We start from the raw sequence: 12,792 nt of genomic DNA on the forward strand, positions 1-12,792 counted from the left end.
CGCCGCGACCGCGAGTCATACGCGAGTGGCCGCTGCTCCACTGCGGACCCGTAGACGGCCGGATTTCATCCGAACAGGGGGAAGCAATGGTGGCGACAACCGTGGCGGCAGCGGGCATCGGGGCGGAGGCGCGCGGGCGCAGCGTACGCCTGCAACTGCTGCCGCTCATGATCGCGATGCTGCTGGCCCAGCTCGACCACATGATCGTGGGCACGGCGATGCCCACGGTCGTGGGCGATCTCGGCGGGCTGGAGCACCTGGCGTGGGTGGTGACCGCCTACACGCTGGCCACCGCCGCGGCGACGCCGATCTGGGGCAAGCTCGGCGACATGCACGGGCGCAAGGGCGTCTTCCTCACCGCGATCGTGATCTTCCTGGCGGGGTCGGCGCTCAGCGGCATGGCCCAGGACATGGGGCAGCTGATCGGCTTCCGGGTCGTCCAGGGGCTGGGCGCGGGCGGTCTGATGGCCGGGGTCCTGGCGATCGTGGGCGAACTGGTGCCGCCGCGCGAACAGGGCCGCTACCAGGGCATGCTGGCCGGCCTGATGGCGCTCGCCATGGTCGGCGGCCCCCTGGCCGGCGGCACGATCACCGACCACCTGGGCTGGCGCTGGGCGTTCTACATCAACCTGCCGGTCGGCGCGATCGCCCTGGCCATGGCGGTGGCGGTGCTGAAGCTGCCCAAGCGGCGCTCCCCGGCGCGCGTGGACTACCTCGGCGCGGGGCTGCTGACGGCCGGGATCACCGCGATCGTGCTGGTCACCACCTGGGGCGGTACGGAGTACGCCTGGGGTTCGGGGGTCATCGTGACGCTGCTGACGGCCGCCGTGCTGTCGGTGGCCGGATTCGTCTGGTGGGAGAGCCGCTCGGCCGAGCCCATCATGCCGCTGTACATGTTCCGCAACCGCAACTTCTCGCTGATGGCGGTGATCGGGACGGCCACCGGCTTCGTGATGTTCGGCGCGGTGCTGTTCCTGCCCCTGTACCAGCAGACCGTGCAGGGCGCCTCCGCGACCAACTCCGGGCTGCTGCTGCTCCCGATGCTGGGCACGATGATCGTGGTCGCGGCCGTGTCGGGACGGGTCACCAGCGGCAGCGGGCGGTACAAGGCCTTCCCCGTGGCGGGCGGCGCGCTGATGCTCGTCGGGATGTACCTGCTGTCGCGGATGGACACCTCCACCTCGCGGCTGGAGTCGGGGATCGCGATGGCGGTGCTCGGCGCGGGCCTGGGCTGCCTGCTGCAGATCGTGATGCTGGTGACGCAGAACAGCGTGCAGATGAAGGACATGGGGGTGGCCTCCGCCTCGGTCATGCTCTTCCGGATGCTCGGCAGCTCCTTCGGCGTCGCGATCATGGGCGCCCTCTTCAACCGCCGCCTCCAGGAGGCGATGGCCGGCCACTCCCCCGGCGGCGGGTCCTCGCCGCAGCACGCCCAGCTGGACGCGGCGGGCCTGGCCACGCTGGACGCCCCGGTGCGCGAGGCCTACCGGCAGGCCACCGCCTCCGGGACGCACGCCGCCTTCCTCGTCGGCGCGGGCGTGGGCGCGATCGCCTTCGTCGCGGGGCTCTTCGTCAGGGAGGTCGCCCTGCGCAAGGCCCTGGACGACACCGCACCGCCTGCCGCACAACCTCACTGACCTGCGAGTTCGAGTGCTTCTCAAGCGAATCTCATCCGGTGCCTCGGACGCTGATGGGGCGTGATCACGAATCACGCTCTTACTTAGCGAACCCGCTTAGCGAACCCGCACACGATGTGGAGTTGACCATGCAGATCACCCGTACGCGTCTGTCCCAGTTCGCCGTCCTCGGCGCCACCGCCGCCGCCGCCATCGCCCTCGCCGCGGGTCCCGCCTCCGCGGCCGCCACGGTCTCCGTCTCGCCCTCCACGGGCCTGTCCGACGGCCAGTCGGTCACGGTCACGGGCGCCGGCTACGCCGCGGGCAGCGAGGTCGGCGTCGCCCAGTGTGCCGACGGCATCGTCTGCGCCACCGCGGTGGTCGCGAACGCCGACGCCAACGGCGGCTTCCAGCAGGACTACCAGGTGCACAAGACCTTCCAGGCGACGGACTGGGCCACCGGCGCAGCCATCTCCGTGGACTGTGCCGTGACGCAGTGCCGCGTCGTGGCCTGGCAGGAGACGACCGGTCAGGTCGGCTCGAACATCTCCTTCAACTAGGTCCCGGACATGGCCTGAGAGACGTGACCGCCGGCTGACGCGGGGGCACGGCCGACCGCGCGGTGACCCCGCGCGGCCCCTGGCCCGGCCCCGGCCCCTCCCGTACGGCGGGTTCCGCGCGGCGATCCCGCGCGGGGGACCCCGTACGGCGGCTGACACGGCGCGGTGACCCCGCGCAGCCACGACACCTCTCGAACGGCGGCCGGCCGCGCGGCAACCCCGCGCGGGCACGGCAGGCACCTCCCGTACGGCGACCGCAGGCGCGCGGTGACCCCGCGCGCTCCCGGCACCCGCCGTACGAGGCTGCCTGAGCGGTGACCCCGCGCAGGCACACAGCAGGCACCTCCGCACGGTGGCCGGTCCGCCGCCGCGGGAGGTGCCTGTGCTGTTGTCCGCCGCGGATTGCCAACCCTTGCCGCACACCCGCCGGCCAGCCCCTCTAGCGCCGTCCGAGCCCGGGTTGAGCGTCGCGGCCGACCTTTGCGGAGGAAGGAGGCCCTGTGGACGGTACCCACGGAGGCGACCGCGAAGGTCTTGCCGGACCCCCTGCGGGGCCGCCGGTGACGGCGGCCGCTCTGTTCTACCCGGAACACCGGGAATCCACCATGACCTTCGGGGACGACGCCGGCACCCCGGCGCAGCCGACGCGGCGGCGCCGCGGTCGCGGCCGTCCCCGTCTGCTGAGCGGAGTGTCCTTGTGAGCAGCGGACGTATGGAAGTCTGCCTCGTCGGCGCCGGACCGCGCGGGCTGTCCGTACTGGAACGGCTCTGTGCGCAGGAGCGCAAGTCCCCCCGCTGGGAGCACGTCACCGTGCACGTCGTCGATCCCGATCCCCCGGGCTCGGGGCGGGTGTGGCGGCCCTCGCAGCCCCGGCACCTGCTGATGAACACCGTCGCCTCGCAGGTCACGGTGTACACCGACGACAGCGTCACCGTCGAGGGACCGCTGGAGGAGGGGCCGAGCCTCTACCAGTGGGCCAAGGCGCTGGGCCCGAGCGCGCTCACCCCCGGCTCGGGCGTGGCCTACGACGACGAGACCCTCGCGGAGGCCCGCGACCTGGGCCCGGACACCTACCCCACCCGCGCCCTGTACGGCCAGTACCTGACCTGGGTGTTCCAGCAGGTCACCGCGAACGCGGCCGCGCACATGACGGTCCACGTGCACCCCGTGCGCGCCGTCGCGCTGGAGGACGGCGACGCCGGCCCGCGCGGAGCGGACCCGCAGAGCGTGCTCCTGGAGGACGGCACCCGGCTGACCGGGCTGTCCGCGGTGGTGCTGGCGCAGGGGCACGTCCAGGTCCGGCCCACCGAGACCGAGCGGGAGCTGGGCGAGTTCGCCGCCCGCAGCGGCCTGACCTACATCGGCCCGGCCAACCCGGCGGACGTGGACCTGTCCTCGGTCGCGCCGGGCGAAAACGTGCTGCTGCGCGGGCTCGGCCTGAACTTCTTCGACTACATGGCGCTGTTCACGCACGCCCGGGGCGGCGTCTTCGAGCGCGTCGGCGGCCGGCTCGTCTACCGCCCCTCGGGCCGTGAGCCGCGCCTGTACGCGGGCTCCCGGCGCGGCGTGCCCTACCAGGCGCGCGGCGACAACGAGAAGGGCGCCCACGGCCGGTACTTCCCCCGGCTGCTGACCGCCGAGTACATCGCGGCGCTGCGCGCCCGCACCGCGCACCGCGGGGCGATCCGCTTCGGCACCGACCTGTGGCCGCTGATCGCCAAGGAGGTCGAGTGCGTCTACTACGAGGCGCTGCTGGCCCCCCGTACGGCGCCCGCCGCCGTCGCCGGGTTCGCCGCCCGCTACCTGGCGGCCGAGCCGGGCGCGGAGGAGCTGCGGCTGCTGGACGAGGCCGGTGTCGGCGCGGAGGAACGCTGGGACTGGGAGCGCGTCGCCCGCCCGTACGGGGCGCGCGCCTTCCGCGACCTCGCCGAGTTCCGCACCTGGCTGCGGGACCACCTCGACCGGGACGTGCGCCACGCCCGTGAGGGCAACGTCAGCGGGCCGGTCAAGGCCGCCCTGGACCTGCTGCGGGACCTGCGCAACGAGCTGCGGCTCGCCGTCGACCACGGCGGGCTCGACGCCGCCTCGCACCGCGACGAGCTGGACCGCTGGTACACGCCGCTCAACGCCTACCTGTCGATCGGCCCGCCCGCGTCGCGGATCGAGGAGATGGCCGCGCTCATCGACGCGGGCGTCCTGGAGGTGACCGGCCCGGGGATGCGCGCCGAAGCCGATCCGCGGGACCCGCGGGGGCCCTCGTTCACCGGTACCTCGGCCGAGATCCCGGGCGTGCGCGTACGGGCCACCGTACTCATCGAGTGCCGGCTGCCCGAGATCGACCTGCGCCGCACCGCGGACCCGCTGATGGGCCATCTGCTGCGCACCGGGCAGTGCCGGACGTACCGCATCGGCGGAGCGGGCGGCGAGGAGTACGAGACCGGCGGCCTCGCCGTGTCGCAGCGCCCCTACCGCCTGCTGGACGCCCAGGGCGCGGCGCATCCCCGGCGCTTCGCCTACGGGGTGCCCACCGAGTCCGTGCACTGGGTGACCGCGGCGGGCATCCGGCCGGGCGTCGGATCGGTCACGCTGGAGGACTCCGACGCCATCGCGGCGGCCGTCCTGGACCTGCCCGAACTGCCGCCCGGCGCGGCGCGGCTGGGCGTACGGGCCGACCACGGGGCGCTGGGCACGGGCGCGGCGGCGACGGCATGACGGACGCCACCCCCGGCGCGGCGGCCCCGGCCGCCGCGCCCGCCTGCCCGCCGGACAGCGGGCTGCTCTCGCCGGTCCGGGCGGGCACCCCGGCCGAGGCCGCGGTGAGCGACACCGCCTGGCTCCAGGCGATGCTCGACGCGGAGGCGGCCCTGGTGCGCGCCCAGGCCCGGTGCGGGACCGTTCCCGCAGCGGCGGCCGGGGTGATCACGGCCGCGGCCCGCGCGGAGCACCTGGACGTACGGGAACTGGCGCTGGCCTCCCGCGAGACGGCGAACCCGGTCGTCGGCCTGGTGAAGGCGCTGACGACGGTGGTGGCCGAGCGCTCGCCCGAGGCCGCCGAGTACGTGCACCGGGGTTCCACCAGCCAGGACATCTTCGACACCGGCGCGATGCTGGTGGCCGCGCGGACGCTGCGGCTGATCGGCGCGGACCTGCGGGCCACGGCCGGGGCCCTGGGCGCTCTCGCGGCCGCGCACCGGGACACGGTGATGGCGGGCCGTACGCTCGCGCTGCACGCGGTGCCCACCACCTTCGGGCTCAAGGCGGCGGGCTGGCGGCAGCTGGTCCTGGAGGCCGCCGAGCGCCTGGAGCGGGTCGCGGACGGGGGGCTCCCCGTCTCCCTGGGCGGCGCGGCCGGGACCCTGGCCGGCTACCTCCAGTACGCGGGGGACGACGCCGGTCCGGATGCCGTACTCGACGGCCTGGTCAGCGCTTTCGCCGAGGAGACGGGCCTGGCCGCGCCGGTCCTGCCCTGGCACGCGCTGCGCACGCCCGTCGCCGACCTCGGCGCGGCGCTCGCGCACACCACGGGCGCGCTCGGCAAGATCGCCGCGGACGTGCTGGTGCTGACCCGCACCGAGATCGGCGAGGTGGCCGAGCCCGCGGGGGCCGGGCGGGGCGCGTCCTCGGCGATGCCGCACAAGCGCAACCCGGTCCTGGCCACCCTGATCCGCTCCGCAGCCCTCCAGGTGCCCGCGCTCGCCTCGGTCCTGACGCAGTGCCTGGCCACCGAGGACGAGCGTTCGGCGGGCGTGTGGCACACCGAGTGGCAGCCGCTGCGCGAGTGCCTGCGGCTGGCCGGCGGGGCCGCGCACACCTGCCTGGAACTGGTCCGGGGGCTCGCCGTTCACCCGGAGCGGATGCGCGCCAACCTGGCGGCGACCGGCGGGCAGATCGTCTCCGAGCGCGTCTCGGCCGTCCTCGCGCCCCTCCTGGGCAAGGCGCCCGCCAAGGACCTGCTGACGTACGCCTCCCGGCGGGCGGCCGAGACCTCCCGGCCGCTGGCCGAGGTGCTCGGCGAACTCCCGCAGCTGCGCGGGGTGTTCACGCCCGGGGAGCTGACCGCGCTGCTCGACCCGGCCGGATACACCGGCCTGGCCGGACCGCTGGTCGACCGCGCACTGTCCGACCGCGCACCGGCCGACCGGCCGACGGCCGCTGCCGCTGCCGCTGCCGGGAGCCATTCATCTGTTCACCACCAAGGGGCGACATGAGCCACACGGATACGGACGTCATCATCGTTGGAGCCGGGCCCGTGGGGCTCATGCTGGCCGGGGAGCTGCGCCTGGCCGGGGTGGAGTGCGTCGTCCTGGAACGGTCGACGGAGCCCACCGACCAGTCGCGCGCCCTGGGCTTCACGGCGCGGACGATCGAGACCTTCGACCAGCGCGGCCTGCTGCCGCGCTTCGGCGGCTTCGGCACCATCGACATCGGCCACTTCGGCGGGGTGCCCCTCGACTACCGTGAGGTGCCCGGCGGCTCCTACGGCGCCAAGGGCGTACCGCAGTCGCTGACCGTGGCCGTCCTGGACGACTGGGCGCGGGAGCTCGGCGCGGACCTGCGCCGCGGCTGGGAGGTCACCGGGATCGACGCCGGGGACGACGGCGTCGAGGTGGAGGTGAACGGGCCGGACGGCCCCACCCGCCTGCGCGCCGCGTACCTCGTGGGCTGCGACGGCGGCCGGAGCACGATCCGCAAGAAGGCGGGCATCGGCTTCCCCGGCCACGACGCGCGCATCGAGATGGCCTTCGCCGAGGTCGTCGGCGTCCAGGTGCGCCCGCGGCCCAACGGCGAGCGGGTCCCGGGCGGGATGGTCCTCGCCTTCCAGCAGGGCCCCGACATCTTCCGGGTCACCTACTACGACGCGGGCGTCGTCCCGCGCAAGGGCGACGAGGCCCCCTCCTTCGAGGAGGTCGCGGCCGCCTGGGAGCGCCTGACCGGTGAGGACATCCGCGGTGGCACGCCGCGGTGGATCGGCAAGTTCACCGACGCGAGCCGCCAGGCGAGCGAGTACCGGCGCGGGCGGATCCTCCTGGCCGGCGACGCCGCGCACATCCACCTCCCCATCGGCGGGCAGGGCATGAGCGCGGGCGTGCAGGACGCGGTGAACCTGGGCTGGAAGCTGGCCGCGCAGATCCACGGCCACGCCCCGCAGGACCTGCTCGACACCTACCACAGCGAGCGGCACCCGGTGGGCGCCCGCGTCCTGGTCAACACCCTCACCCAGCGCAGCCTGTACATCACCGGCGAGGAGATGCAGCCGGTGCGGGACGTCTTCGCGGAACTCACCCGGTTCGAGGAGGTGCGGACGCACCTCATCGGCATGGTCACCGGCCTGGACATCCGCTACGAGGTCGGCCCCGGCGACCACCCGCTCCTCGGGCGGCGCCTGCCCGACCAGGAGCTGGTCGACGCCTCCGCCGCAGCCGCCGCCGCGGGCAAGACCAGCACGTTCGAGCTGCTGCGCAGCGCCCGAGGCCTGCTCCTGGACCTGACCGGGGATGCCGGGGTGCGGGCCGTGGCGGCTGCGTGGGCCGACCGGGTCGACACCGTCGGCGCGGCCCTGCACGAGCCCGCCGCCGACAGCCCGTTCCAGGGGGCCGGCGCGCTGCTGGTGCGCCCCGACGGCTACGTGGCCTGGGTCGGGCGTACGGGTTCGGGGGCCGGGGGCCTTCAGGACGCGCTCACCCGCTGGTTCGGCGAGCCCGCGAAGGAGGCCTGAGGTGTCCGGCCGCAAGAGCGCCCTGGTCACCGGGGCCAACAAGGGCATCGGCTTCGAGATCGCCCGGCAGCTGGGCGAGCTGGGGTACGCCGTACTCCTCGGCGCCCGCGACGAGGTGCGCGGCAAGGAGGCCGCGGCCGCGCTGACGGCCCGGGGCCTGAGCGCCGAGGCGCTGCGGCTGGACGTGACGGACGGCGCCGGCGTCGCGGAGGCGGCCCGGCACGTCGAGGAGCGGTACGGCCGCCTGGACGTACTCGTCAACAACGCGGGCATCACCGGCGGCTTCTTCGGCCCGCCCAGCGCGGCGACGGCAGGGCAGGTGCGGGAGGTGTACGAGACCAATGTCTTCGGCGTGCTGGCGGTGACCAACGCGATGCTGCCGCTGCTGCGCCGCTCGGCGGCCGGGCGGATCGTCAACCTGTCCAGCAACGTGGGCTCGCTCGCCCTGAACGCCGACCTCGCGGGCGAGTTCAAGGACTACAACCAGGTCGCCTACCAGTCGTCCAAGACGGCCCTGAACGCGCTGACCCTCGCGTACGCCAAGGAGCTGCGGGAGACGGGGATCAAGGTCAACTCCGCCAACCCCGGCTTCACGGCCACCGACATGAACGGCCACCGCGGCCATCAGAGCGTCGAGCAGGGGGCCGTGGTCGCCGTCCGGCTGGCCACGCTCGGCCCCGACGGGCCGACCGGGACCTCCCAGGACGAGAACGGCCCGGTGCCCTGGTAGCCGGGCCCGGTAGCCGTTCCCGTACGGAAACGGGCCGCCGCCCGTCCCCGGCCGCGTACGTAGCGCGGACGGGGGCGGGCGGCGGCCCGTTCCGGCAGTGCCTCAGCCGGTGACGTACTCGACCAGGACCGGTCCGAGGACCTCGGGCAGCACCCGGTGCCACACGCCCGGCAGTTCCAGGCGCCGTCCGGCGGGCAGCGCGGCGGCGGTCGCCGCGGTCGCCGTGAGCAGCCAGTCGCTGGTGGCGTTGCTGTTGACGAGCAGCGTCTCCACCTCGGTGCGGGCCAGCCGCTCGACGGGGATGCGGCCGTCTCCCATGACCTGGGTGTCGTAGGGGAGGGTGTGCGCCAGCACCTCGTTCGACGCCCACATCGGGCTGGCCTTCCAGTCGGCGATCCACTCGGGCGGGAAGCCGACGTGCTCGGCCAGGAAGTACTCGACGGCCTCGCCGCGCTTCTCCTGGTCCAGCAGCGCCTGGAGCTTGTCCGCGAAGGTCTCCTCCGGCTTGCGGAAGCCCTCCACCCGGTAGGGCGGTTCGAGCAGGGCGAGCTTGCGCATCGGCACGCCCGCCATCATCGCCTCGAGCGCCAGGATCGCGCCGCTGGAGCCGCCGAAGACGACGGGGTTGCCGCCCGCCTCCTCGACGACGGCGGCCAGGTCCTCGATCTCCCGCTCGACCGCGTACGCCGGGGAGTCGCCGCTCTGCCCCCGGCCCCGCCGGTCGTAGGCGTAGACCGTGCAGTGCCCCGACAGCTCGGGGACGAGCGTGTCGAAGGCCGTGTGGTCGCGGAACCCGCCGCCGAGGAGGACGATCGGGGGGCCCTCGCCGGCCTGCTCGTACGCGATCGTCGTGCCGTCCCGCGAAACGACCTTGCGCATCACACTCTCCTGTCGAATTGACGTGATGACGTGATTTCGCGGCGGCGGCCGGCCGCCGAATCGACGGCCTGAAAATGCAGCCAATTCTCGCCATCTTTCCATGTCCGGCTGGAAAAATAGTCGCGTATTTCCACCGCTGTCAACGGACGGTGTTGAGCACGGTCCGGACGTATCAGCTGTCCGACTGCACTTGGCGCCACAGTTGAACACCTTGAAGCGGATCCTGCCACTGCCCTAACCTCACCCGAAAAGTCAGCCATGTCGCTGGGCGCTGCCGATTCGGCGAATTCGATTGTCGAGACAGGGTCGGCTGACCTGTACCGGGCCGAAACGACGGCTGGTCCTCAACCGACAAAGGCAGAAACCATGAGCTCCCAGACCCGTACCGCCCTGGTCATCGGCGGCGGAATCGCCGGCACGATCACCGCCATGGCCCTGCGCCAGGCCGGGATCGAGGCCACCGTCCACGAGGCGTACAGCAGCACGGCCGACGGGATCGGCGGCGGTCTGAGCCTCGCCCCCAACGGGGTGAACGCGCTCGACGCCATCGGCGCCGGTGACCTCGTCCGCGCCGTGGGCATCCCCATGCGGGGCACCGTCCTCAAGAGCGGGGACGGCGAGGTGATCGGCGAGATCAGCCTCCCGTCCGAGCTGCCGCCCTCCCGGTTCGTGTGGCGCGGCGCCCTGTACCGGGCCCTGTACGACGAAGCCACCCGGCGCGGCATCCGCACCCTGCACGACCAGCGGGTGGTCGGCGCCGAGGACACCGGGAACGGCGTGCGCGCGCACTTCGCCGACGGGACGCACGCCGACGCCGACATCCTGATCGGCACCGACGGCATCCGCTCCACGGTCCGCACCCTCATCGACCCGGCCGCGCCGCAGCCCCAGTACGCGGGCCTGCTCGGCTTCGCCGCCCAGCTGGGCGACACGGGCCTGGCCTCCACCGAGGGCAGGCTGCACGTCGCCTACGGCAAGCGCGCCTCCTTCGGCTACCTGGTGCACGAGGACTCCTCCGGCGGCTGGTTCGTGAACCTGCCGCACCCGGAGCCGATGACCCTGGCCGAGGCCCGGGCGGTGGGCAACGGGCAGTGGCTGCCCGTACTGCGCGAGGCGTTCACCGACGACCGCTCCCCCGCGGCCGACCTGCTGCGCCGGACCGACCCGGCCGACCTGCTGATCACCGGCCCGCTGGAGACCATGCCGACCGTCCCCACCTGGAGCCGGGGCCGGATGGTGCTGGTCGGCGACGCGGTCCACGCGGCCTCCCCCAGCTCCGGTCAGGGCGCCTCCCAGGCCATCGAGAGCTCCGTACAGCTGGCCCGCTGCCTGCGCGACCTGCCGTACGAGGAGGCCTTCAGGGCGTACGAGCTGCTGCGCCGCGAGCGCGTCGAGCGGATCATCGAGGGCGCCACCCGCACCAACGCCAGCAAGGCCGGCGCCCGCGGGGCGAGCGAGATCAAGCCCGAGAACATGGACTGGCAGTTCGAGTACCGCATCGACTGGGACGCCCCGGTGACCGCCGCCGCGTACGCGGCCGCCGCCCCCGCACAATAGGGCCGATAAACCCGGCTCGAATGCCGCTCGAATGCGGCTCGAATTGAACTCGTAAACCGCTTGAGAAAAGACCGGGGGCCGGACTGCTATTCCCCCAGTTCAGACAGAAAAGTCTGAGCCAAACCTTCCGGTTCGACTATTGGATAAGTTGTACGGCGGCAGATTGCCCGCTACGCTCACGCTCAATGCCGCCAGCATCGCCTTCACACGGGAGAGCCGGAAAGTGAAAACTCGCGTAATAGTTGTCGGTGCCGGACCGGTCGGATTGATGCTCGCGGGTGAAATCCGGCTCGGCGGCGCGGACGTCACCGTCTACGACAAGCTGCCTGCCGCTTCCGGGGAATCGCGCGCTCTCGGTTTCACCCGGCGCGTCGCCGAGGTCTTCGACCAGCGCGGCCTGCTCACCCGCCTCGGCGAGTACCGCACGGGCCAGAACGGCCACTTCGGCGGCGTGGGCATCGACCTCGGCATGCTGGACGAGAGCCACCACGGCGTACTGGGCCTGCCCCAGGCCCGCACCGAGGAGATGCTCGGCAACTGGCTGGCCGAGCTGGGCGTACCGGTGGTCCGGGGTCACGAGCTCGTCGACTTCCACGAGACCGAGGACGGGATCACCGCCGGCTTCGAAGGCCCGGACGGCCGCGTCGAGGCCGACGCCGCGTACCTCGTCGGCTGCGACGGCGGCCAGAGCACCGTCCGCCGGCTGGCCGGCATCGAGGCCCCCGGCTGGGAGTCCACGCGCGGGATGTACATGGCCGACGTCACCGGCGTCGAGCTGCCGCAGCGTCCCACCGGCAAGCACGTGCCGGGCGGCCACATGATCCTGTCCGTCAGCCTGGGCGACGGCTACTACCGGGTCCTCATCCACGACCGGAGCCTGCCGCCCTACCCCGACTCCGCCACCCTGACCTTCACCGACGTCGCCGACGCCTGGCAGCGGATGACCGGCGAGTCCATCCACCACGGCGAGGCGCGCTGGATGGCCGCCTTCAGCAACGGCGCGGGACTCGCCACCGACTACCGGCGCGGCCGGGTCCTGCTCGCCGGGGACGCCGCGCACGAGACTCCCCCGCTGGCGGGCTGGGGGCTGGCCACCGGCATCCAGGACGCGGTCAACCTCGGCTGGAAGCTGGCGGCCGTGGTCACCGGTTCGGCACCCGAAAGCCTGCTCGACACCTACCACTCCGAGCGGTACCCCCTCGGCGAGCAGCTGCTGCGCAACACGCACTCGGGCTCGATGCTCTACCTCAGCGACGAGGGCATCGACCCGCTGCGCGCGGTCATGCGCGAGCTGATGGACGACAAGAACGTGGCGGCGCACTTCGCCGGCATGATCAGCGGGCTCGGCGTCCAATACGACATGGGCTCCGGCGACCACCCCCTGCTGGGCCGGCGCCTGGCCCCCCACCGCGAGCTGGAGCTGCCCGACGGCACCCGTACCCGGGTCGCCGAACTGCTCCGCGCCGGGCGGGCGGTGCTCATCACCACCGACGGCTCCGACGCGGCGCCTCAGACCGCCGCCCCTTGGTCCGGCCGGGTCGACGTCGTCTCCGGCAGCTGGGTCCCGGTGGAGGGCGACAGCGCCCTGGACTCCGTACCGCCGGCGGCGCTGGTCCGCCCCGACGGCTACATCGCCTGGGCCGCGCCCGACGGCGGCGACCTGTCCGGCGCACTGGGCCGCTGGCTCGGCGCGGCGCGGGCCTCCGTAAACGCCTGAGGGCTCCGGCCCTGCT

Annotated in this window: 9 protein-coding genes; 8 read left to right on the plus strand and 1 reads right to left on the minus strand. The window is 73.5% G+C overall.

What is annotated here, in order from left to right:
• The first annotated feature begins 86 nt into the window (after positions 1-86).
• From OG447_RS31700 to OG447_RS31725, 6 genes are all read left to right on the plus strand, one after another.
• Positions 87-1,637: an MDR family MFS transporter gene (locus OG447_RS31700; protein ID WP_266941073.1), complete on the plus strand. Its 1,551-nt coding sequence runs from the start codon at positions 87-89 to the stop codon at positions 1,635-1,637.
• A gap of 128 nt (positions 1,638-1,765) precedes the next feature.
• Positions 1,766-2,176, plus strand: a complete 411-nt coding sequence (locus OG447_RS31705) for an enediyne antibiotic chromoprotein (protein WP_266941111.1) — start codon at positions 1,766-1,768, stop codon at positions 2,174-2,176.
• 697 nt (positions 2,177-2,873) lie between these two features.
• Entirely contained in the window at positions 2,874-4,889 is a 2,016-nt protein-coding gene (locus tag OG447_RS31710; protein ID WP_266941074.1) for an FAD/NAD(P)-binding domain-containing protein, read from the plus strand.
• Complete coding sequence (pcaB, locus tag OG447_RS31715) at positions 4,886-6,385, plus strand: 3-carboxy-cis,cis-muconate cycloisomerase (protein ID WP_266941076.1); 1,500 nt, start codon at positions 4,886-4,888, stop codon at positions 6,383-6,385. Before OG447_RS31710 ends, pcaB begins: the two co-directional genes overlap by 4 nt.
• Positions 6,382-7,893, plus strand: coding sequence for an FAD-dependent monooxygenase (locus OG447_RS31720; RefSeq protein ID WP_266941077.1), 1,512 nt, complete (start codon positions 6,382-6,384; stop codon positions 7,891-7,893). The genes pcaB and OG447_RS31720 overlap by 4 nt, the downstream gene beginning before the upstream one ends.
• Before the next feature lies 1 nt (position 7,894).
• Complete coding sequence (locus tag OG447_RS31725; RefSeq protein WP_266941078.1) at positions 7,895-8,623, plus strand: SDR family oxidoreductase; 729 nt, start codon at positions 7,895-7,897, stop codon at positions 8,621-8,623.
• Between the two features lie 102 nt (positions 8,624-8,725).
• Here the strand turns inward: OG447_RS31725 and OG447_RS31730 are convergent, their stop codons facing one another.
• Positions 8,726-9,502 (minus strand): alpha/beta fold hydrolase, encoded by a 777-nt coding sequence (locus tag OG447_RS31730; protein WP_266941079.1) that lies wholly within the window; start codon positions 9,500-9,502, stop codon positions 8,726-8,728.
• A 366-nt stretch (positions 9,503-9,868) separates the two neighbouring features.
• On the opposite strand from OG447_RS31730, the gene OG447_RS31735 reads away from it, so the two are divergent.
• Positions 9,869-11,059 carry an NAD(P)/FAD-dependent oxidoreductase gene (locus tag OG447_RS31735; RefSeq protein WP_266941081.1) on the plus strand — a complete coding sequence of 397 codons (1,191 nt, stop codon included), beginning with the start codon at positions 9,869-9,871 and terminating at the stop codon, positions 11,057-11,059.
• 223 nt (positions 11,060-11,282) lie between these two features.
• Positions 11,283-12,776, plus strand: a complete 1,494-nt coding sequence (locus tag OG447_RS31740) for an FAD-dependent monooxygenase (RefSeq protein ID WP_266941112.1) — start codon at positions 11,283-11,285, stop codon at positions 12,774-12,776.
• The last annotated feature ends 16 nt before the right edge of the window (positions 12,777-12,792 follow it).

Source organism: Streptomyces sp. NBC_01408 (genome assembly GCF_026340255.1).
Lineage (GTDB): Bacteria > Actinomycetota > Actinomycetes > Streptomycetales > Streptomycetaceae > Streptomyces.